Source organism: Olleya sp. R77988 (assembly GCF_044594215.1).
Lineage (GTDB): Bacteria > Bacteroidota > Bacteroidia > Flavobacteriales > Flavobacteriaceae > Olleya.
Window position 1 is genome coordinate 979,263 of record NZ_CP138988.1, and the last position, 23,117, is coordinate 1,002,379.

The window sequence follows — 23,117 nt, forward strand, 5'->3', positions numbered from 1 at the left end:
AAATGCAACTGATTTTATCACAAATTCGAGACTCGTTATTAACTCCTGCTGAAATAGCAGCAGCTCAAACTCAAAGTACGTTTCAAAATGAAGATTCGATTAATGGTTACCCTTTAACAAGTTGGGATTGGGATCAATTTTATTACTATAGAAGCTTAGAAGGTTTAGTAAATACACAAGCTTTTCAAAACGAAATTGGCTCATCAACTCCTAAGAGTGCAAACTTTTTTGATTATAGAGTTTACGCAACTAATAACTTTAACACTCCTTGTAATGACTAAATATTTATTTATTGCAACAATTTTATTGTTTTGTCAAATTGGCATCTCGCAAAATGAAAAGGTAAAAAATAACTCAAACGTAGTTTTTGTGTATTTTAATGAAACGGTTAAAGAACAAAAAAAACTGTCTAAAGCAACTTATGAAGTTAACGAAGATAAAAAACCTTACATTTATTTTTTTTATTTTTATACTCCAAAAGGCGTTTTAGAAAAAGTTCCATTAACATTTAACTTTGTAAGTTTTTCAATTAAAGAAAAAGAACAACCTCAAAGGTTTAGAGTTTGCAAGAGTTTTTTACGTAAGAATAAAGATCTTATATTAACTCAAAAAAAAATGTATAAAATAGGAAAAGAGAATACTTTACAAATATTTGAAAAAGCAAAAACTATTTATTTGATTGATGAAAGTCAAAAAAAGGATAAAACTTATTTAATAAAAGAAGTTTATTATCTTGATAGAAGACCTATTTAGTGCTAAAAAACAATTAAAAATATGAAAAGACTTATAATATTATTTTTATTTGTTACTGTAAAATCATACGCTTGTGACTGTAAAACACCAAAAACTGCTTTGGAGTTTTTTGAGTCCGAATATGTTTTTAAAGGAAAAGTTACAGAAAAAACTTATTCAAATGACCTATCAACATATACAATAAAAATTGATGTTTTAGTGCATTATAAAAAGAGTGATAGTATTCCAAATCATTTTTATTTTACATTTAATTCAATTCATAATTTAGAAAAAACATCTTGTGATTTTTTTATTGATAAATATGAAGAATTATTGATTTATGGAAAAAATAATGACAACAAATTATCTTTTAATTTATTTTGCTCTAATACTAAAATTATAACAAATAAAGAAATTAATGAAAAGGAGTTGTTAGTTTTACAAAACGGTAATGATTTTAATTTAAATAATTATATTTTTAATAATGACACTTCAGGTTTTAGTTTTTCTAGACCACTAATAAATATAGATTCTATTTTATTAAATGTAAATAAAGCTAGTTTTAATAAAACCAGCTTTGTAATTATAATGTTGGATATGGATGAAAAAGGGAATCTTTTAAAAACTAATTTAATGCCAAGAAATGAAACCTTAGAGTTTGAAATTAAAGATAGTATTTTTAATCTCAATATTATTAAAAATAAAAGATACAGAAAACCAGAAAATGATTTTGAGAAATTTGCTTTAGAGCTAATACAAATAATTAAACAATGGGAACCAGTAATACATCAAAAAAGTAATTTGAAGGTTAGATTCAGAAAATATGTCAAATTGTATTTTATAGATGAAAAATTAATTTTTGAATATTAATTAGCCATATAAAAACCCAATGCATTGCATTGGGTTTTTATTATTTTTCACTCAAACAAAGCCTTCAGCTCAGTAGCATCATTTGGCTTTATTTTTCCAGCTAATAACAAGCTTAATTGCTTACGCCTTAAGGCAGCAGCATAGCGTTCTTTTTCTAAATCTGTTTCTGGTAATAATTCTGGTACAGGAACAGGCGTTCCGGTTTCGTCTACAGCAACAAAAGTATAAATGGCTTCATTAGCTTTAGTTCTGTGTCCAGATTCTCTGTCTTCTACCCAAACATCAAGATACACTTCCATTGACGTTTTAAAAGCTCTAGACACCTTTGCTTCAATAGTTACAACACTTCCTAAAGGTACAGCACTATTAAATGCTACATGGTTAACAGATGCTGTAACAACAATACGCCTAGAGTGTCGTCTTGCACTAATACTAGCAGCACGATCCATTCTGGCAAGAAGCTCGCCACCAAAAAGGTTATTTAAAGGATTAGTTTCACTTGGTAAAACTAAATCTGTCATTATGGTTTTAGAGTGTTCTGCTGTACTTGAGTTCATAAAAAAATGTTTTTTTGGAAATTTTTTTAAAATGCAAAGGTATAACCATTTCCTATTTTTGATAATATAATTTAAGATTTATTATAAAATAAAAAACCTCACAAACTTTAAAATTTGTGAGGTTAATTTAACTTATATAAACTTGATTTAGTCTAATTTTTTAATTAGCAACCAAGCATCTTTGTTTTGTTCTTTTCTAATTGTATTTAATGCTTGTAAAGCTTCTTGTCTGTCTGTGTAACTAGCATAAGCGACTTGGTGTAAACCAAATTTGTTTTGGCCAATTTTACGTGCTTTAAAACCTTTGTCTTGTAATTGTGTTACTTTTTTGTCTGAGTTTGCTTCAATCCTAAAAGCTCCAGCAACTACATGATAATTACCAGTTTGCTTATTAACGTTTAAAGTAATTGCAGGCAATGGATTACTAATTATAAAGGTAGCTTCTTGTATCTCGTTTTCTAATTGTTTGTTTGCTTCTTCTTGCGCTATTTGGTTATGTTGGTCAACGTTATTTACGTAATTATTAAAACCAAAACCAGCTAGACCTAAAGCAACAACAGCAATTGCTGCATATTTTAAATACGATTTACTTTTACGTTTTTCTGGTGTTACAGCAATTGGCACTACTTTTTCAATAGTTTCTACCTCTTCTTTATAAACCTCTCTAGTGACAGCAGGAGATACAAATTGAGATAGTCCAAATGCATCTGTTAAATAGTTTAAATGGTAAGATGGACTAAACTCTATTTTTCCATCACTATTTAATGCTAATTCGCCAATGTTATCTAAGCTAAGTGTTTCGCCTTCAATTAAATATGACTTTAAAGATTTAACACGTTTTGAAAGATTCTGCAAAGCAGTTTCAAAAGGTATTTTTTCTACATCTGCAATATAACGCGCTAATAAACCATCATTATTCTGGATTTGTTCGTTAAAAGACAAACTTTTTTTTGGTGGATAAAAAGCATTAGTACTTTGGTGTACTTGTGCAGACTGACGTTGTGTTAAAAAAGCACCAAATTCTGGTACAGTTACACAATCGTATCTGTATAATAAATCACTGATGTAGGTCTCTAATTGCATATTAACAAAGTTAGAAATTTTTGAAAACCAATAAAATTTTGGGTGGATTAGTTATTAACAGACTTAAATTTCTTTTCTTGTAGTTTCAAAATCAGTTAAATATAAAATGAAAGACGACCAATTATTGCACATTTTAGCCTTACAACATGTCTCAAAAATAGGAGATACAACCGCAAAAAAGCTAATAAACCATTGCGGAAGTGCAGAAGCTGTCTTTAAAGAAAAAAAACAAAACCTTTTAAAAATTGATGGAATTGGAGAAATTATTTTAAGCGAATTACACCAATCTAATCTTTATGAAGCTGCTGAAAGTGAATTAAAATTTATTAAAGATCAAAAAATTAAACATCATTATTTTACTGACGACAGCTATCCCGAAAATTTAAAACACTGTATTGATGGTCCAATTATATTGTTTGAAAGCGGAAACATTAATCTAAATAACAAGCATATTATTAGTATTGTTGGAGCTAGAAAAATAACCACTTCCGGAATTGCCTTTTGCGAAAAACTTGTCGAAGAATTAGCTATTTATAAACCAATTATAGTGTCTGGTTTTGCCTATGGAACAGATATTACTGCTCAAAAAGCAGCCATAAAACATAAGTTGCAAAACATTGGTTGTTTGGCTCATGGTTTAAACCAAATCTATCCTAAAGTGCATAAAAAGTATGTTGCTGAGGTCGAAAACAATGGAGGGTTTTTTACAGACTTTTGGAGTAGTGATACTTTTGACCGAAATAATTTTTTAAAGCGCAACCGAATTATTGCTGGTATTAGTCAAGCCACAATAGTTATAGAATCTGCCGAAAAAGGTGGAAGTTTAGTGACTGCAGATATTGCAAATTCTTATAATAGAGATGTTTTTGCAGTACCTGGACGCACAACAGATAGCCAAAGTGTAGGTTGTAACAATTTAATTAAGCAGCAAAAAGCACATTTATTATCTACACCTTTAGACGTACCTTATATTTTAAATTGGCAATTGGAAGAACTGCAAAAACCTGCAGTACAAAAACAATTATTTGTCCAGTTAGAGCCAGACGAAAAAGTGATTTATAATTATTTAAAAGACAACGATAAAGAGTTGTTAGATGTTATTGCAATTAATTGCAATATGCCAACCTATAAACTAGCAGGATTACTATTAACTATGGAATTAAAAGGAGTTGTTAGACCACTTCCTGGGAAGTTGTTTGAGGTTATTTAGTTTTAACTTGAGCTATAATTATAGAACTTAAACTTAAAATAAATATAATTAAAGCAACATAAAACAACCAATCTAAGTTATCTTTTCTAGAAAACATAAGCATAGCCATAGCTAGCATATTAAGTAAAGCGCTAAGGTGTTTTTTCATATTTAATATCCAACTTTTTTACGTACACGAGTCAAAACAGCATCAGCAACAACTTTAGCTTTTATTGCACCTTTAGCTAACGCTTCATCAATTTCATTTAAGTTAGCCATAAAATGGTTGTAACGTTCACGTTGTGTTTTAAAGGTGTCTAAAATCAACTCGTATAACGCTTGCTTGGCATGACCATAGCCATAATTACCATTTTGGTAATTTGCTTTCATAGTTTTTATTTGATCATCTGAAGCTAATAAACTATATAAAGCAAAGCAATTACAAGTTTGCCAATCTTTAGGGTCTTCTAAAGGTGTACTATCGGTTTCAATAGACATGATTTGTTTACGCAATTTTTTTTCTGGTAAGAAAATATCAATAATATTCCCTTTACTTTTACTCATTTTAGATCCATCTGTTCCTGGGATTAACATGGTGTCTTTTTGTATTTGTGCTTCTGGTAATACAAAAGTTTCTCCCATTTTAGCATGAAAACGTGAAGCAACATCACGAGTCATTTCTATATGTTGTTCTTGATCTTTTCCTACAGGAATTATCTCTGCATCATATAATAAAATATCAGCAGCCATAAGCATTGGATAAGTAAATAAGCCACCATTGACATCGTCTAATCTATCTGCTTTATCCTTAAAACTGTGTGCTAGTTCTAATCTTTTAAAAGGAAAAAAACAGTTTAAATACCAAGATAATTCTGTTACTTGTGGGACATCACTCTGTCTGTAAAATACAGTTTTGTCTATATCTAAACCAAATGCTAGCCATGTTGCTGCTGTAGAATACGTATTATGTCTTAATGTTTCGCCATCTTTAATTTGGGTTAAAGAGTGTAAATCTGCAATAAATAAAAACGAGTCGTTTTTTTCATCATTAGCTAATGCAATTGCTGGACGTAATGCACCTAATATGTTTCCTAAATGAGGTGTTCCTGTACTTTGTATTCCTGTTAGTATTCTTGACATAGCATTTCCCATGAAAATGGGAATCTTTTTAAATTAAACGTAATTTTAAATCTATAAAAGCAAAGGTAATTTTTTTAATAGAATACCTCAATTAATTTAATTAGTTTTGACGCTAATGATTGTATTTAAATATATTTTCTGGACACTTTACCGTATATGGTTCTATATACTGGTTGCCTTACCAATAATTTTACTGTTTCCTTTTTTGGTTTTGTCTATTTTAAAAGAGTCTTGGTATCCTTATTTTTTTAAATTGGCTCGTATTTGGGCTAGGTTTATTTTAATTGGGATGGGTTTTATTACTAAAACCGAATATTTGCAAAAACCTGAGCCTAATAAAAGTTATATGTTTATTGCTAATCATACGTCTATGGTAGACATTATGTTGATGCTGGTCACTGTTAAAAACCCCTTTGTGTTTGTTGGTAAAGCTGAGCTTGCTAAAATCCCATTATTTGGATTTTTCTATAAACGCACTAGTATTTTGGTGGATAGAAGTAGCCCAAAAAGTAGGCAAGCAGTATTTTTAAGAGCTCAACGTCGATTAAAACAAGGTTTAAGCATTTGTATATTCCCTGAAGGTTTAGTGCCAGAAGAACATGTTCTTTTGGATCAGTTTAAAGATGGTGCTTTCCGTATGGCTATTAACCATAACACACCTGTTGTTCCTATTACATTTGCGGATAACAAAAAACGATTTTCATATACTTTTTTTAGTGGAGGACCAGGTATTATGAGAACTAAAGTACATCATTTTATTCCAACCGAAGGATTGACTACTGATGATACCAAAACGTTAAACGCACAATCAAGAACGATTGTTTTGCAACAGTTAGAAGCTTTTAGTAAATAAAAAAGCTGCTCATGGCACTGAGCAGCTTTTTATCATCATTGCTTTCCCTAAAAAGGGAACTAAAAAATCTAATCTAAAATTTATAAGTAAACCCTGAATACACTCCAACAATATATGGGTTGAAGTCTCCAGAGGTATTACTGTAAGCGTTTAATTGATATTTAAAGGTTGGTTCAAAATTAAAAACTACAGATTTACTAAAAGCGTAATTTAAACCTATACCAAAATTAGCACTAAAACTAACAGAGTTGATATTATTAGCTTCTCCTATTTTGGTTTTACTTCCATTTAATTCAGATACTACTTGATTGTCATTTAATATAAATGTGCTTAGACCACCAATTAAGTTTATTCCAAAGTTTTTATCTATTAGTTTATATTCAATCTCTAATGGGACTTCAAAATAACTCATTCGTTGACTAATTGCTGCGTTAAGACTTCTACTAACCTCCATAGTGTTAACATTATTAGCACTAATCATGCTTAATTGTTGCCCAGATGTAGTAGTGATAAAATTAACGTTTCTTAATACTGAAGAATTATTAATAGATGTAAAACTATTACTAGTTGAAGAATTAAATTTTTTATAAACCACAACATCATCTGTGTCATAGCTTAAGTTAAGACGATTTATTCCAGATCTAACTGTAAATTTATCGTTAATAGCATAACCTACTTTTACACCATAACTTGTATTGATTTCTCCTGACTTATTGTTTTCATTAAACTGCTCGTCAAGATGAGAACCTTTCCCAATTGTGTTGTAATAAACAGGCGCAATGTTAGCATTAACTTTCCACCTGTTAGTTACGTCCTCTTTTTCAATAAGGTCTTCTGTTTTTTCGTTTTCGGCTATCGCATCTTCAATAGATGTTTTTTCCTTTTCAATAGGATTCTTTTTTAAGTTAGTTTCAGCAACAGCTTCTTTAATATCAGTTTTATTTTTGTTGTCAATTAGTTGCTTATCCTTTTTGATGACGTTTTTATTATCTACACTAGTTTTATCAATATTATTAGTTGGTTTGTTTAAAACTGTAATATTATTTTGCTTTATTAAAGTCGTGTTTCTAGCTATTGTATTTTTTTTATTAAAAGATACTTTATTGGTAGGCTTATTTGTATTGTTATTAGATGTTAATTGCTTATTATTTAATTTGTTATAATAAGATGTAGTAGATGTTTTTTTATTGTTTTCAATTGGGTTTTTAATATCTTCTTTTTGAGTAGCTATTAATTCGTTATTATTAATTTTTTCAGTGCTTTTTATATCTATTTTTTTAATATAATTTTTATTGTTTAAAGAAGAGTCTTTAATTATAATATTATTTCTAGTTTTTTCACCATCAACAATTGATGGAGTTACTGGATTATTATTTGTATTAAATATAGAGTTTCCTAAAAATAATAATAATGTAAATGAAGCAGCAATACCAGATAATTTTAACCATAACGGAATGATAACAACTGGTTTGTCATCTTCTTCCTCTTTTAATTTAGATTGTATGTTTTGCCAAACTTTTGCGTCTGGTTTGACTTCAAAATCTTTAAATTTCTCTTGAAATAGGCGGTCTATATTCTTTTTATTACTCATTATAATGATTGGGTGTTTAAGCCCATTTTGTGTTCAGTTACTTTTGCTTTTAATAATTGTCTTGCTCTTGCTAAATTAGACTTTGTTGTTCCTGTTGTTATTGCTAACATATCTGCTATTTCTTTATGAGAAAAGCCATCTAAAACGTATAAATTAAATACTAATCTATATCTATCAGGTAAATCTTGTATACATTTTAGTAAAAAATCGATACTTACATCATCTTCATCAATTTCTATTTCCTCTTCTGCAATTGCATCTTCATTTATAATATCAAAAACTTTTTGACTTCTATAGCGTTGAAGAGCTGTGTTAATTGTTATTCTTTTAAGCCATCCCTCAAAACTTCCTTTGTTTTTATATTGTTTTATTTTGTCAAAAACAGTAATAAATGCATCTTGTAAATTATCTTCAGCTTCTGCATAACTACTTGAATACTTTAAGCTAACAGAGAACAACTTGCTTGAAAAAAGCTGGTATAATTCGCTTTGTGCTTTAGTATCATTTGATTTACATTTTTGTATGAGTTGATCTAAACTCAATTTTATAGTTGGTGTTAGTTAATATTCTTACTGCTCAACCGGAATTTCCATTATTAGATAAACATCCTCTCCATTATTATCTTCTCCTTGCCAAAATTTAAATATATAAGTTCCAATATCGCTTGCAGTAAAATCAAAAGATTTTTCTATTTCTTGACTTATAGTTTGACAATTTCCATTATCTGTTACAGAGTTAATAACAGCAAATGTTATTGTGTTATCATTTTTTACTGAATAAACATCATTAAAAGAATAGCAACTAGAAGTTTTTAAATAAGTTAGGTTTATTTGGTAAACTTGACCATATTGAAAATATTCTGGCATTGATGCAGTCTCTATCGGAATTGTTTTTAAATAGCTATTAGAGCCTTCGTCCAAACTACAAGAGAGCATAGAAAGGGTTATTAAACAAATAAAAAATTGTTTCATTTTAAAGTAAACTAACGTTTGTTTTGTTATTAGATGCATGATTTGTAAAAAGGTTGCGTCTAAAAATAAAAAATCCCGATTAATCGGGATTTTTTATTTTAAAGATTGTCTTTAATGGCTGTTTTTATTTTTTCTTCCAGTTCTTCAAAAAGTTCTGGATTGTCTTTTATAATTAGTTTTACAGCATCACGTCCTTGTCCAAGTTTTGTATCACCATAACTAAACCAAGAACCACTTTTCTTTATAATTTCTTTTTCTACTGCTACATCTAAAATTTCTCCAACTTTACTTACACCTTCACCATACATTATATCAAATTCAGCCATTCTAAAAGGTGGAGCAACTTTATTTTTAACCACTTTTACTCTAGTTTTATTACCTAAAACAGAACCATTACTGTCTTTTATTTGTGTAGATCGTCTAATATCTAAACGTACTGAAGCGTAAAATTTAAGAGCATTACCACCAGTTGTCGTTTCTGGATTACCAAACATAACACCAATTTTTTCACGTAATTGATTAATAAAAATCACAGTACAATTAGTTTTACTAATAGATGCAGTTAATTTTCTTAAAGCCTGAGACATTAAACGTGCATGAAGTCCCATTTTAGAATCTCCCATTTCTCCTTCAATTTCACTTTTAGGTGTTAAAGCAGCAACAGAGTCAATTACAACAATATCAATTGCTCCAGATCTAATTAAATTGTCTGCAATCTCTAAAGCTTGTTCTCCATTGTCAGGTTGAGAGATAATTAAGTTATCAATATCTACACCTAATTTTTCAGCATAAAATCTATCAAAAGCGTGTTCTGCATCAATAAATGCTGCAATACCACCTGCTTTTTGTGCTTCTGCAATAGCATGTAGTGTTAAGGTTGTTTTACCAGAAGATTCTGGACCATATATTTCAACTACTCTTCCTCTAGGGTAACCACCAACGCCTAATGCAATATCTAATCCTAAAGATCCAGAAGGTATAGCGTCTACATCTACAATTGCAGCATCGCTCATTTTCATTACTGTTCCTTTTCCGTAGGCTTTGTCTAGCTTATCTAATGTTAATTGTAGTGCTTTTAGTTTTGCTTCGTTCTCTTTACTCATAGTCAATAGGTTATTAAAATTCCTTGCTAAAATACTACTTTTTTAAAGAATTTTAATTTTCTGACGCAACCTTTTTAAAGTTTTTGCATCTACTTATTGAAGTGGAAAAAATATGCTATGAAAAAGAAAATTTAATCCGCTTTTTAATATAATAATCCTTTTAAGTGTTAAGGGTATGAAATATTTAAAAAGAACAGTATTTACAAAAGCATTAGGCGTTTCAGTTGCTGTAATTGTTAATGGCAATTGTAAAGCCGATGGAGGTTAACTCTTGATATTTTTTTAATCAAAAAATTAAAAAACATATTAACGAGTTAGTCTATTAAAAGTCCTTTGCAAAGCGCAAGGGACTTTTTTTTGTTTAATTATTTGCCAAACAATTAAAAATAATACCTTTGCATAAATTTTTATTAACACTTAAAGCCAGTATAGCATGCAACTGTACAACAAATTAAGCGCTAATGAAAGAGCAGAACTTATTGAAAAAGCAGGTAAAGAACGTTTAACGTTATCGTTTTATCAGTATGCTCTTATTAGCAGTCCACAACAACTTAGAGACCAATTATTTATTAAATGGGACAGCCTAGACGTCCTTGGTCGTATTTATGTCGCTACAGAAGGTATTAATGCTCAATTATCCCTTCCAGCAGATCATTTTAATGATTTTAAAAACCACTTAGATAGCATTGACTTTTTAAAAGACGTTAGGTTAAATATAGCTGTTGAGCAAGACAACATGTCTTTTTTAAAGCTTAAAGTTAAAGTTCGCAATAAAATAGTAGCAGATGGATTAAACGATAATACGTTTGATGTAACTAACAAAGGAGTTCATTTATCCGCAAAAGCTTTTAATGATATGTTAGCCAATCCAAATACAGTTTGTGTCGATATGCGCAATCATTATGAAAGCGAAATAGGTCATTTTGATGGAGCAGTAACACCAGATGTAGACACGTTTAGAGAATCTTTAGACATTATTGAAGCCGATTTAAGAGAGCATAAAGAAGAAAAAAACCTTTTAATGTATTGTACTGGTGGTATTAGATGCGAAAAAGCAAGTGCTTACTACAAACACAAAGGGTTTAAAAATGTGTATCAATTAGAAGGCGGAATAATTGAATATACAAGACAAGTCAATGCAGAAGGTATTGAAAACAAATTTATTGGTAAGAATTTTGTTTTTGACGAGCGTCGATCAGAAAAAATTAGTGATGATGTCATTGCACAATGTCACCAATGTGGAGCCTCTTGCGACAAACATGTTAACTGTGCTAATGATGCTTGTCATTTATTATTTATACAATGCGACAATTGTAAAACAGAAATGAATAACTGTTGTTCTACTAATTGTAAAGAGATACATGCCTTGCCATTTGAAGAGCAAAAAGAGCTTAGAAAAGGACAAGGTAACAGTAATGATATCTTTAAAAAAGGTCGTGCAGACCACTTACCTTATAAAAAAGATTTACGTAATATTTTTGAAGTTTTAAAGAAGTAAAATCTTAATAATCATAGCTAAAAGCACGGTAATTTTTATCGTGTTTTTTTATGTTTTAAAGTCACCTAAATAATCTTATCTTTACAAATTAAGTAGAGTTTGTTTTACGCTTACGCGGAAATAAATAATTATTAATCTTCATCTAAAGCATAAACCCTTTAGATTCAATATACACACACAAATAGTATGGCTTGTCAAAGTTGCGCTACAGGAAAAGACGGACAACCAAAAGGTTGTAAAAATAACGGAACATGTGGTACAGATAGTTGCAATAAATTAACCGTTTTTGATTGGTTAGCAAACATGTCTGTCCCAAATGGCGAAAAACCTTTTGATTGGGTTGAAGTCCGTTTTAAAAATGGACGTAAACATTATTATCATAACACAGAAAACCTAACACTAAGTATTGGAGACATAGTTGCTACTCAAGCACAATCTGGTCATGATATTGGTATGGTTACTCTTACTGGAGAATTAGTGCGCGTGCAAATAAAACGTAAAAAGTTTGATACTAAAACTGACGTTTGGAAAGTCTATAGAAAAGCCTCTCAAAAAGATATAGATATCTGGAGTGGAGCACGTGACAAGGAGGAACCTATGAAGGTTAAAGCACGTCAATTTGCTATAGATTTAAAACTTAAAATGAAAATTTCTGATATCGAGTTTCAAGGAGATAGCAGTAAAGCAACCTTTTATTATACAGCAGAAGAACGTGTAGATTTTAGAGAATTAATTAAAATTTACGCTAGAGAATTTAGGATTAGAATAGAAATGAAACAAGTTGGTTTCCGTCAGGAAGCTTCTAGACTTGGTGGTATTGGATCTTGTGGTCGCGAGCTATGTTGCTCTACATGGTTAACAGATTTTAGATCCGTAAGCACAAGTGCAGCACGTTACCAACAACTGTCACTAAACCCTCAAAAATTAGCTGGACAATGTGGAAAACTTAAATGCTGTTTAAATTACGAGCTAGATTCTTATCTAGACGCTTTAAAAGCATTTCCAAAATCAGACACTAAATTATACACAGAAAAAGGAACAGCTGTATGTCAAAAAACAGACATTTTTAAAGGACACATGTGGTATGCTTATGAAGGAGAATGGATGAATTGGCATCTAATAACTACAGATCAAGCTAGAGAAATTATTGCATTAAACAAGAAAAAAGAAAAAGTTGCAAGTCTTGAAGAATATGCTGCAGACCTAGTTGTTGAGGATAAAACTAAGTTTGAAAACGTTGTAGGTCAAGATAGCTTAACACGTTTTGATAGTCCAAAAGGCAATAAAAAACGTAGAAATAATAGAAACAGAAACAAAAAGAAGCCACAACACGTTAAAACGGAAGCTAAAAACAGTAACAATAACAAACCTAAACAAGGCAATAAGCATCCACAAAATAATAAGTCAAAACAAGCTAATAAAACACAGCAAGGTAATACCAATGCTAAGCCTAAACCAAGACGTAAACCAAATAGAAAAAAACCGGATAATAATAACAATAAACCCAATGAGAGTAAGTAATATTCTATTTTTTTTAGCGTTTATTTTAATCACTTCCTGCGATTCTAAAGCTGTTTTTGATGAGTATAAAAGTGTGTCTACTGCATGGAATAAAGAAGATGTTGTTAATTTTAAGATAAATGCACCAGACTCTATAAAACCTTATAATTTATTTGTTAATGTTAGAAACACTAACGATTATAAATTTAGTAATTTATATTTAATTGTCGAGATGAATTTTCCTCACGGAAAAACTCAAGCAGATACTTTAGAGTATGAAATGACAGAGAAAAATGGAGAATGGCTTGGAGAAGGTCTATCTTCTGTAAAAGAAAACAAATTGTGGTACAAAGAAGGTGTTATTTTTAGCGAAAGCGGAACTTACAATGTCAACATAAAACATGCTATGCGAAGTAATGGAGAAGTTAATGGTGTTGTAAATCTTGAAGGTTTAACAGATGTTGGTTTTAGAATTGAAAAAACAGAATAAATAAGTCAGAGTAATATGGCAAAAACAAAAAAAGCAGAAGCAACAGGCTTCGAAAAATACATACGTTGGTTTTGGATGTTGTTTTTAGGAGGATTACTATCCGTAATACTACTATTTTTATTAGCATCTTGGGGAGTTTTAGGTGAAATGCCTGATCACACTCAATTAGAAAATCCAAAAACTAATTTAGCAACAGAAGTTATCTCGTCTGACGGTAAAACATTAGGAAAATTTTATTTTAGAGATAATAGAACTCCAGTAAGTTACGACGAGTTACCAGAGCATTTAGTAAATGCCTTAATTGCAACAGAGGACGTAAGATATAAAGAACATTCTGGAATAGATGGACGTGGTACTTTGCGTGCAATCTTAAAACCAGGAAGTGGTGGAGCAAGTACAATTACACAACAATTGGCAAAACAATTATTTACAAAAAGAGCTTCTAGTAATAAGGTTAAAAGAGTCCTGCAAAAATTTAAAGAGTGGATTATTGCTATTCGTTTAGAACGTCAATATACTAAAGAAGAAATTGTAGCACAATACCTAAATATTGTCGATTTTGATAATAATGCAGATGGAATTAGATCTGCTTCTAGAATTTATTTTGGAGGAAAAGAGCCTAAAGAATTGACCCAAAAAGAATCTGCTATGATTGTTGGTATGCTTGTCAACCCTTCTTTATACAACCCATTAAAAGATAAAGGAAAAAGAGCAGTCAGGACTAAACAAAGAAGAAATGTAGTGCTTGCTCAAATGGCAAAGTATGGTTACATAACACAAACAGAAAAAGACTCACTTCAAAAAACAGATTTAGGTGTAAAATACACTCCAGATAGTCATAGTGCTGGTACAGCAACTTACTTTAGAGAATACCTTAGGGATTTCATGAAAAAATGGATTAAAGATCCAAAAAACAGAAAACCAGATGGTAGTAAATACAATCTAAACAATGACGGTTTAAAAATTTATACCACAATAGATTCTAGAATGCAAAAGTATGCAGAGCTAGCTGTTGCTAGACATATGCCAAGATTGCAAGCAGAGTTTGATAATCAAAACACACCAAAACGAAATCCAACAGCACCTTTTTTAAATCTGGATAAATCTGAAATAGAGAAGTTATTAAATGACGGAATGAAGAGAGGAGAACGTTGGAGAATTTTGAAAAAAGCTGGAAAAAGTGAGAAAGATATAAGAGCATCCTTCCATAAACCAACAAAAATGAGAGTTTTTAAATGGGATAAAAACGGAAAACCAAGTGAAGTAGATACGGTTATGAAACCTATAGACTCTATGCGTTATTACAAATCATTTTTTCATACAGGAATGATGAGTATGGACCCTCAAACTGGACATGTAAAAGCTTGGGTTGGAGGTACAAATTATAGGAGTTTTCAGTACGACCACGTAAAACAAGGAAAACGTCAAGTAGGATCTACTTTTAAACCTTTTGTTTACGCAACTGCAATAAACCAATTGCATATGTCACCTTGCGATAAATTACCACGTGCTCCAATAACAATAGAAGCTAATAAATACGGAAACCCAGAACCTTGGGCTCCTAAAAATAACAGTGGAGATTATAGTGGAGAGATGACTTTAAAAGCTGCTCTTGCAAGTTCTGTAAATACTATTACAGCAAGATTAATGGATAAAGTCGGACCACAACCAGTTGCAGAATTAGCAAAGGATTTAGGTATAACTTCAGATATTCCATTAGTACCTTCTATTGCATTAGGTACTCCAGATATTAGTGTATATGAAATGGTTGGAGCCTATTCTGCATTTGCAAACCAAGGTGTTTATACTAAACCTGTAATGGTAACGACTATTGTAGATAAAAATGATACCGTTTTATATCAATTTGTACCAGAAACTAAAGATGTTTTAAGTGAGGAAACTGCTTATGTTGCAGTTAAATTGATGCAAGGTGTAACAGAGTCTGGTTCAGGCGGTAGATTAAGAGGGAAAGGACGTGATAAATGGCGAGCTGACTATAGAGAAATAATTACAGGTTATCCTTATGAATTTACTAATCCTATTGCAGGAAAAACCGGAACAACACAAAACCAGTCTGATGGATGGTTTATGGGTATGGTACCAAATCTTGTAACTGGTGTTTGGGTTGGAGCAGAAGATAGAGCAACTCATTTTGCTTCTACTAAATATGGACAAGGTGCAGCTATGGCATTACCAATTTGGGGAATGTATATGAAGAGTTGTTATGAAGATGAAACTCTAGAAGTGTCAAAATCCGATTTTAAAAAACCTTCTAATTTAACAATTGAAGTAGATTGTGAAAACTATGTGCCAGAAGGAGGATCAGATTCTCAAAGTATTGACACACCAGAAGAAGACGTTCCAGACGAATTAGAAATATAATAAAAGATATCCTAAAAAAATAAAAGCCATTCACTTTAGAATGGCTTTTTTATTTCTTAAATTTAAACCACATAAATTAGATAATAATGATTCTAAAAACAGTAAAATCTGTACAAGAAGCACTTCAAGGTGTAAAAGATAATATGACCTTTATGTTAGGAGGTTTTGGGTTAAGTGGTATCCCAGAAAACTCAATAGCAGAACTAGTAAAGCTTAATGTAAAAGGAGTAACCTGTATTTCTAATAATGCAGGAGTAGACGATTTTGGTTTAGGTCTTTTACTACAAAAAAAGCAAATAAAAAAGATGGTGTCCTCTTACGTAGGAGAAAATGACGAGTTTGAAAGACAGATGTTGTCTGGAGAGTTGGATGTAGAGTTAATTCCGCAAGGGACTTTAGCAGAACGTTGTCGTGCAGCACAAGCTGGTTTTCCAGCAATTTACACACCTGCAGGTTACGGAACTGAAGTGGCTAATGGAAAAGAAACCAGAGAGTTTGATGGTAAAATGTATGTGTTAGAGCATGCTTTTAAAGCAGATTTTGCTTTTGTTAAAGCTTGGAAAGGTGACACAGCAGGAAATTTAATTTTTAAAGGGACTGCAAGAAATTTTAATCCATGTATGGCTGGAGCAGCAAAAATTACTGTTGCTGAGGTCGAGGAGTTAGTTCCTGCTGGAAAATTAGATCCAAACCAAATACACATTCCAGGCATATTTGTACAACGTATTTTTCAAGGAGAAAAATATGAGAAAAGAATTGAACAAAGAACAGTTAGAACTAGAAGTTAAAAGTTACAAATGCCTAAAGTGCTCTAAAGTTATTTAGCGTATGAGTAAGCAAACTTTATTACTTTAAATACTTTAAACTTAAATCATGTTAGACAAAACAGGAATAGCAAAACGTATAGCTAAAGAGGTCCAAGATGGATACTACGTTAATTTAGGGATTGGTATCCCAACATTAGTAGCAAATTATGTGCGTAACGATATAGAAGTAGAGTTTCAATCAGAAAACGGAGTTTTAGGTATGGGACCTTTTCCTTTTGAAGGCGAAGAAGATGCAGATATTATAAATGCAGGTAAACAAACTATAACCACACTTCCAGGTGCAAGCTTTTTTGATTCTGCAACTAGTTTTTCAATGATTAGAGGTCAACATGTTGATCTAACAATTTTAGGAGCAATGGAAGTAGCAGAAAATGGAGACATTGCCAATTGGAAAATACCTGGTAAAATGGTAAAAGGAATGGGTGGAGCAATGGACTTAGTAGCTAGTGCAGAAAACATTATTGTTGCCATGATGCATACTAATAGAGCAGGAGCCTCTAAACTACTTAAAAAATGTAGTTTACCACTTACAGGAGTTGGTTGTGTAAAAAAAATAGTAACTAATCTAGCTGTTTTAGAAGTTACAGACAAAGGTTTTAAATTATTAGAACGTGCTCCAGGAGTATCTGTAGATGAGATTAAAAACGCAACTGATGGAACTTTAATTATTGAAGGAGATATTCCTGAAATGAGTTTGTAAATAAAACAGGCTATATATGCGCATTAAAACACTTACAAATCATTACGTAGATTATAACTATATTTTAGACAGAGATCACGATATAATTGAAGATCGTTTTTTAAGAAACACAACAATAGCATTAGATTTTTTAGTAAAGAGTAGTGCTTTAACCATTACATTTGAAGAGGATGGAGAGACCCAAAAGATAGATGTAATAGACGTTTTGGTTGCAGATACAGATAATAATATTACTATTATTCCTGCTCAGAAAAATGCGTATAGTCCAAAACATAATACTATACTGTTTTATGATACACATGGTGTTGTCTTTAGAAAAAACCATAAAAAAAAGTGGTTTAGACGTAATAAAGGCTACAACTCTCCAGTGTCTTTGTTATCACACGAGTTAATCCATTGTTATAACGAGTTGTATGACACACAAGATTACTTGTCGCGTAAACAGAGATCATTCTTCTAAAGGTCAAAAAATAGATGCAGATGGACGTGATTTATCTTTTCCAAATGCAGAAGAAGTTTTTGTAATACAAATGACTAATCAGGTGGCAGCAAGACTAGGCGAAGATAGACGCTCTAACTATGGTAGAAGTTACTATCCTACAAGAGGTGTGTTAACTACAAAACGCACAAAAAAAGGTTAAGTAAAAATTTACGAAAAGGATTGAAATGTTAAAAAAATAGGTATTTCATCGAAAAATACTGCTTTTTATCTGATTTATCTAAAAAGAGGTTGTATGTTTGTCATCCCAAACCTAACCATTTAACATAAAACCAAGTCTACCATGACTTAGCCTAAATGTTAAACTTTTTTGTTTCAAATTTACCAAAAACTTAACCTACAATGTTTTTAAAAAATTTAAATAAAGGAATTAAAAATACTGCTCAATTTATAAGCAGTGTTTTTTATTTAACCAAAAAAGTATTCATGTTTTAATTAAGTTTTATAATTTATGAATACTGATTTATTATTACTTAAGTTGTTTTTAAAAATAAAAGAGTTGTTTTTTTAGATCTTCTATAACCCTTTTGGTATTGCAGAAATCAACTTTTTAGTATAGTCTTTCTTAGGCGAGTTATATATAATATCTGCATCGTCTAGTTCTTCAATTTTTCCTTGATTCATAACCAATAATTGATCACTCATATATTTTACAACTGCTAAGTCGTGAGAAATAAAAATATAAGTAAACCCAAAAATTTCTTTCAATTCATTTAACAAATTTAAAACTTGTGCTTGAACAGAAATGTCTAATGCAGACACAGACTCGTCACAAACAATCAATTTTGGTTGTAAAGCAATAGTTCTAGCAATTCCAACACGTTGTCTTTGACCTCCAGAAAACTCATGAGGGTATCTATTAAAAGCTGTATCGTCTAATCCTACACGATTTAAAATTTCAATAGTTTTTTCTTGTCTTTCTTGATCAGATGCGTATAATTTATGGACTTTCATGGGTTCCATAATCGCATTTCCAATAGTAATTCTTGGATTTAATGAGGCATAAGGATCCTGAAAAATAATCTGAATATCCTTTCTAATCGCTTTCGTCTCAGCTTTTGATAGCGTAGTAATGTCTTTTCCTTTATATAAAATCTGACCTTTTGTAGCTTTGTCTAAAAGTAAAATAGCATTACCTAAGGTAGATTTACCACAACCGGATTCTCCAACTAATCCTAAAGTTTCGCCTTCATAAACATTAAAAGACACATTATTTACAGCTTTAAACGTTTCAGTCTTATTAAATAAACCAGATTTAGACATATATTCTTTTTCAAGATTTATGACTTCTAATAAAGGCGCTTTAGCATATATTTTTTTATGATTTATTTGTCGCATTTCGCTAGAAACAATGTCGTTAGATACTGTATTTTCAAGTACATCTGTAATTGTTGGTAATGTTTTTAAACGCACATTTAAAGACGGTCTAGATTTAATTAAAGCTTTAGTATAGCTATGTTCAGGATTGTTAAAAATGTTTTGTACTGTGTTTTGCTCAACAATTTCACCTTTATACATTACTAATACACGATTAGCAATTTCAGAAATCAAGCTTAAATCATGAGTAATAAAAATGATACTCATTTCAGTTTCTATTTGCAACTCTTTTAACAGACTAATAATGTCTTTTTGAACCGTTACATCTAAAGCAGTTGTTGGCTCATCTGCAATAAGTAATTGTGGTTTACAGGCAATAGCCATAGCAATCATAACGCGTTGTTTTTGACCACCAGAAATCTCATGAGGATAAGAATTGTAAACACGATCTGGATTTGGAAGTTTTACTTTTTCAAAAAGTAAAAGGGTTTCGTCTTTTACTTGCTTTTTTGAAAGAGAGGTGTGCTGAAATAAAATTTCTTCAACCTGTTTACCACAAGTCATAGATGGATTTAAAGAACTCATAGGTTCTTGAAAAATCATTGCAATTTTTTGTCCTCTAATATTTTGATACTGCTTATTATTTAATTGGGTTAAATCTGTGTTATCAAATACGATTGAACCAGAAGTGATTTTTGATATTTTTTTTGGAAGTAAACCTAAAATAGCAAGTGATGATACTGATTTTCCGGAACCAGATTCTCCAACAATTCCTACAATTTCATTTTTATAAATAGAATAGGAAATGTCTTTAATAATTGACTTGTCCATATCTTCATGTTTGAAGCTAATAGATAGATTTTTAATTTGTAGTAAAATATCAGTCATATAGAGTAAAAGTAACTAATTTCTTTCAATTGATTGAGGGTAAAACCGCACTTAAAAGCGAATGCTTTTTTTTATCATGTTTTTTATCGAAAAAATCAAAAATTTAAATGATATATCGATATATTTTTAATAATTTCAATAACAAATCAACAATAATTATATTAATCTGTTAAATATTCGATATGAAAAAAACAATTACTTTATCATTATTAAGTTTTTTAATGATGTTTTCTGTTTTTGCACAGCAAGACAGAAATTGTAGCTCAATGGAAAACCTAGAGTACAGAAAACAATTGGATCCAACTTTACAGCAAAGAATGGATCAAATAGAAACCTATACGCAACAACGTATTGCAGAATCTCAAAATGCAAGAATAGATGGTAGTATTATTACAATTCCTGTAGTTGTTCATGTAATTTATAGTAACTCAAACGAAAACATTAGTGACGCTCAGATTTTGTCTCAAATACAAGTTTTAAATGACGACTTTAGAAGACAAAACTCTGATGCAAATAATACTTGGTCACAAGCAGCAGATACTGAGATTCAGTTTTGTATGGCTTCTGTGGATCCAAGCGGAAATGCAACCAATGGTATTACTAGAAAATCTTCAAGCACAACAGCTTGGGGAACTAATGATGCAATGAAAAAGTCTAGCCAAGGAGGAGTAGATCCTTGGGACACTTCTCAATACCTAAATATGTGGGTTTGTAATATAGGAAGTAGTCTTCTAGGTTATGCACAGTTTCCTGGTGGTAGTGCAGCAACAGATGGTGTTGTTATGGGACCAAATTATTTTGGGTCTTCAGACCTTGGTTCTGGATTTTATTTATCTGCTCCTTTCGATAAAGGAAGAACAACAACGCATGAAGTAGGACACTTTTTAAATCTTCGTCATATTTGGGGAGATGGAGGATGTTCTGTAGACGATTTTGTAAGTGATACACCAACTTCTGATGCAGCTAACTATGGTTGTGCAACAGGACATGTATCTTGTAGTAGTACAGATATGGTTCAAAATTATATGGATTATAGTGATGATTCTTGTATGAACCTTTTTACACAAGGACAAAAAAGCAGAATGCGAACTGTATTATTATCAGGTGGTAGTAGAGCATCATTAGGTTTGTCTGACAAATGTAGTGGAGGAGGTACAACACCAACTTGTACAGATGGTGTTCAAAATGGCGATGAAACAGGTGTTGATTGTGGAGGTTCTTCATGTTCTCCTTGTCAAACAGCATGTAATGATAATGAAGTTAACGTATCTATTACGTTTGACAATTATCCAGAAGAAACTGCTTGGACACTTAAAAATGCTAGCGGATCTACTGTAGCTTCTGGTACATATTCATCTGCTAATGCAGATGGATCTACAGTAAATGAAACATATTGTTTACCAGATGGATGTTATGATTTTGAAATTACCGATGTTTATGGAGATGGTATTTGCTGTTCTTATGGTAATGGTTCTTATAGTGTAACCAATGGTTCAACAACTTTAGCATCTGGAGGATCTTTTACTAGTTCTGATACAACAAACTTTTGTTTAGGTGGAGTAGTAGATACCGTTAAACCAGTTATTACTCTTGTAGGTGCATCAACTATTAACTTAACTGTTGGAGATACTTATAACGAGTTAGGTGCAACAGCAACAGATGATATAGATGGGAATTTAACATCTAGTATTGTTATTTCTGGAACGGTTAATACTAATTCTGCAGGAACATATACTAGAAATTATAATGTAAGTGATGCAGCAGGTAATGCAGCAGATCAAGTATCAAGATCTATAGTAGTAAGTCCAGCAAGTACGTCTGGTTGCTCTGGAGCTATTTCATCATTCCCTTACACAGAAGGTTTTGAGTCTAATTTTGGAGCTTGGACACAAGGTAGTGGAGACGATTTTAATTGGACTAGACGTTCTGGTTCTACACCATCAAGTAACACTGGACCATCAAGTGCAGCAGCAGGTTCTCAATATGTATATATGGAGTCTTCTGCACCTAACTACTCTACTAAAAGAGCTATTTTAGTTTCGCCTTGTTTTGATTTAACAGGTCAAAATCAAGCAACACTAACTTTTGAGTATCATATGTATGGATCATCTTCAATGGGAAGCTTAAATGTTGCAGTAAGTACAGATGATGGTTCTTCATGGTCTACACTTTGGACTAGATCTGGAAACCAAGGTAATTCTTGGCAAGATGCAAGTATAGATTTATCTTCTTACGCAGGAAGCTCTGTTCTATTAAGATTAGATGGTACAACTGGTACAACATGGCAAGGTGATATGGCAGTAGATGCAATTTCACTTTCTAATGGAGCGACCTCTACAGATAAATGTGATGGTGTATCAGAATATGTAAGTGGTCAATCTTACTCTGTTGGAGATCAAGTAACTTATTTTGGTACTTTATATGAAAGAACTGCAACAGGTTGGATAAACTTAGGAGCTTGTGGTACAGCAAGAACTACCAATGAAGGTTTTGTTCAATATTTAGGAGTAGATATATCTGTATATCCAAATCCTGTAAAAGGAAACACGCTATTTGTTAAAGCTAATGTAGAAAACTTACCATTTACAGTGGTTAATATGTTAGGACAACAAGTTGCAAAAGGAATTACAACATCAAACGGAATAAATGTAAGTCAATTAGAAGCAGGCTTATACTTAGTACAGTTTGAAGTTAATGATACTATTGAAACTAGAAAATTTTTAAAGCAATAATATTGAATCCCTAAACTAACAGCGTTATTGTAAAAGTCCCGATTTTTTAATCGGGACTTTTTCTTTTAAATAAGTTAAAAAAACAAATCAGTATTTACATAAAAAAACCATAACTACCTCATTTTGAGCAATAAAGCTTTAAAAAACATCAACATTTTAATATTTTTTTCTTAAATTTAAATAATCAATAAAAGA

At 31.2% G+C, this 23,117-nt stretch carries 23 protein-coding genes; 14 read left to right on the forward strand and 9 right to left on the reverse strand.

The features are described from left to right. The first annotated feature begins 2 nt into the window (after positions 1-2). The 3 genes from SJY17_RS04360 (at position 3) to SJY17_RS04370 (ending at position 1,602) form a co-directional block, all read left to right on the forward strand. Positions 3-281, forward strand: coding sequence for a hypothetical protein (locus tag SJY17_RS04360; protein ID WP_397364258.1), 279 nt, complete (start codon positions 3-5; stop codon positions 279-281). Between the two features lie 88 nt (positions 282-369). Next, positions 370-753: a hypothetical protein gene (locus tag SJY17_RS04365; RefSeq protein WP_397364259.1), complete on the forward strand. Its 384-nt coding sequence runs from the start codon at positions 370-372 to the stop codon at positions 751-753. Positions 754-774: 21 nt separating this feature from the next. Further along, positions 775-1,602 carry a hypothetical protein gene (locus tag SJY17_RS04370; protein WP_397364260.1) on the forward strand — a complete coding sequence of 276 codons (828 nt, stop codon included), beginning with the start codon at positions 775-777 and terminating at the stop codon, positions 1,600-1,602. Positions 1,603-1,649: 47 nt separating this feature from the next. Here SJY17_RS04370 and SJY17_RS04375 read toward each other — a convergent pair whose 3' ends face one another. Both SJY17_RS04375 and SJY17_RS04380 read right to left on the reverse strand, forming a co-directional pair. After that, positions 1,650-2,159 carry an acyl-CoA thioesterase gene (locus tag SJY17_RS04375; protein WP_397364261.1) on the reverse strand — a complete coding sequence of 170 codons (510 nt, stop codon included), beginning with the start codon at positions 2,157-2,159 and terminating at the stop codon, positions 1,650-1,652. A 147-nt stretch (positions 2,160-2,306) separates the two neighbouring features. Continuing rightward, positions 2,307-3,242, reverse strand: coding sequence for an SPOR domain-containing protein (locus SJY17_RS04380; RefSeq protein WP_397364262.1), 936 nt, complete (start codon positions 3,240-3,242; stop codon positions 2,307-2,309). A 106-nt stretch (positions 3,243-3,348) separates the two neighbouring features. Here SJY17_RS04380 and dprA point away from each other — a divergent pair, with 106 nt between their 5' ends. Continuing rightward, positions 3,349-4,452, forward strand: a complete 1,104-nt coding sequence (gene dprA / locus SJY17_RS04385; protein ID WP_397364263.1) for a DNA-processing protein DprA — start codon at positions 3,349-3,351, stop codon at positions 4,450-4,452. Here dprA and SJY17_RS04390 read toward each other — a convergent pair. Next, a complete protein-coding gene (locus SJY17_RS04390; RefSeq protein ID WP_397364264.1) occupies positions 4,445-4,600 on the reverse strand; it encodes a hypothetical protein in 156 nt (51 codons plus the stop codon). The genes dprA and SJY17_RS04390 overlap by 8 nt on opposite strands. Positions 4,601-4,602: 2 nt before the next feature. Next, positions 4,603-5,571: a tryptophan--tRNA ligase gene (gene trpS / locus SJY17_RS04395; RefSeq protein WP_397364265.1), complete on the reverse strand. Its 969-nt coding sequence runs from the start codon at positions 5,569-5,571 to the stop codon at positions 4,603-4,605. A 115-nt stretch (positions 5,572-5,686) separates the two neighbouring features. On the opposite strand from trpS, the gene SJY17_RS04400 reads away from it, so the two are divergent. Next, entirely contained in the window at positions 5,687-6,424 is a 738-nt protein-coding gene (locus SJY17_RS04400) for a lysophospholipid acyltransferase family protein (RefSeq protein ID WP_397364266.1), read from the forward strand. A 73-nt stretch (positions 6,425-6,497) separates the two neighbouring features. Here the strand turns inward: SJY17_RS04400 and SJY17_RS04405 are convergent, their stop codons facing one another. From SJY17_RS04405 to recA, 4 genes are all read right to left on the reverse strand, one after another. Beyond that, on the reverse strand, positions 6,498-8,015 hold the full coding sequence (locus tag SJY17_RS04405; protein WP_397364267.1) for a hypothetical protein: 1,518 nt from the start codon (positions 8,013-8,015) through the stop codon (positions 6,498-6,500). Continuing rightward, the gene (locus SJY17_RS04410) at positions 8,015-8,557 is read right to left on the reverse strand and encodes an RNA polymerase sigma factor (RefSeq protein ID WP_397364268.1); all 543 of its coding nucleotides are present in this window, start codon (positions 8,555-8,557) and stop codon (positions 8,015-8,017) included. The genes SJY17_RS04405 and SJY17_RS04410 overlap by 1 nt, the downstream gene beginning before the upstream one ends. Before the next feature lie 27 nt (positions 8,558-8,584). After that, positions 8,585-8,986 (reverse strand): hypothetical protein, encoded by a 402-nt coding sequence (locus SJY17_RS04415; RefSeq protein ID WP_397364269.1) that lies wholly within the window; start codon positions 8,984-8,986, stop codon positions 8,585-8,587. A 98-nt stretch (positions 8,987-9,084) separates the two neighbouring features. After that, positions 9,085-10,089, reverse strand: a complete 1,005-nt coding sequence (gene recA, locus SJY17_RS04420; RefSeq protein WP_397364270.1) for a recombinase RecA — start codon at positions 10,087-10,089, stop codon at positions 9,085-9,087. Positions 10,090-10,522: 433 nt separating this feature from the next. On the opposite strand from recA, the gene SJY17_RS04425 reads away from it, so the two are divergent. From SJY17_RS04425 to SJY17_RS04460, 8 genes are all read left to right on the forward strand, one after another. Then, complete coding sequence (locus SJY17_RS04425; protein ID WP_397364271.1) at positions 10,523-11,587, forward strand: rhodanese-related sulfurtransferase; 1,065 nt, start codon at positions 10,523-10,525, stop codon at positions 11,585-11,587. Between the two features lie 186 nt (positions 11,588-11,773). Further along, entirely contained in the window at positions 11,774-13,108 is a 1,335-nt protein-coding gene (locus SJY17_RS04430; protein WP_397364272.1) for a stage 0 sporulation family protein, read from the forward strand. Next, complete coding sequence (locus SJY17_RS04435) at positions 13,095-13,577, forward strand: gliding motility lipoprotein GldH (protein ID WP_397364273.1); 483 nt, start codon at positions 13,095-13,097, stop codon at positions 13,575-13,577. The genes SJY17_RS04430 and SJY17_RS04435 overlap by 14 nt, the downstream gene beginning before the upstream one ends. A 15-nt stretch (positions 13,578-13,592) precedes the next feature. After that, the gene (locus SJY17_RS04440) at positions 13,593-15,959 is read left to right on the forward strand and encodes a penicillin-binding protein 1A (RefSeq protein WP_397364274.1); all 2,367 of its coding nucleotides are present in this window, start codon (positions 13,593-13,595) and stop codon (positions 15,957-15,959) included. 86 nt (positions 15,960-16,045) lie between these two features. Next, positions 16,046-16,747 (forward strand): CoA transferase subunit A, encoded by a 702-nt coding sequence (locus SJY17_RS04445; protein ID WP_397364275.1) that lies wholly within the window; start codon positions 16,046-16,048, stop codon positions 16,745-16,747. A gap of 85 nt (positions 16,748-16,832) precedes the next feature. After that, positions 16,833-17,486, forward strand: coding sequence for a CoA transferase subunit B (locus tag SJY17_RS04450; RefSeq protein ID WP_397364276.1), 654 nt, complete (start codon positions 16,833-16,835; stop codon positions 17,484-17,486). Positions 17,487-17,502: 16 nt separating this feature from the next. Next, positions 17,503-17,946 (forward strand): hypothetical protein, encoded by a 444-nt coding sequence (locus SJY17_RS04455; RefSeq protein WP_397364277.1) that lies wholly within the window; start codon positions 17,503-17,505, stop codon positions 17,944-17,946. Continuing rightward, positions 17,900-18,127, forward strand: a complete 228-nt coding sequence (locus tag SJY17_RS04460) for a hypothetical protein (protein ID WP_397364278.1) — start codon at positions 17,900-17,902, stop codon at positions 18,125-18,127. Before SJY17_RS04455 ends, SJY17_RS04460 begins: the two co-directional genes overlap by 47 nt. 374 nt (positions 18,128-18,501) lie before the next feature. Here SJY17_RS04460 and SJY17_RS04465 read toward each other — a convergent pair whose 3' ends face one another. Next, positions 18,502-20,190 (reverse strand): ABC transporter ATP-binding protein, encoded by a 1,689-nt coding sequence (locus SJY17_RS04465; RefSeq protein ID WP_397364279.1) that lies wholly within the window; start codon positions 20,188-20,190, stop codon positions 18,502-18,504. 182 nt (positions 20,191-20,372) lie between these two features. Here SJY17_RS04465 and SJY17_RS04470 point away from each other — a divergent pair, with 182 nt between their 5' ends. Then, complete coding sequence (locus SJY17_RS04470; RefSeq protein ID WP_397364280.1) at positions 20,373-22,922, forward strand: immunoglobulin-like domain-containing protein; 2,550 nt, start codon at positions 20,373-20,375, stop codon at positions 22,920-22,922. Positions 22,923-23,117: the final 195 nt, after the last annotated feature.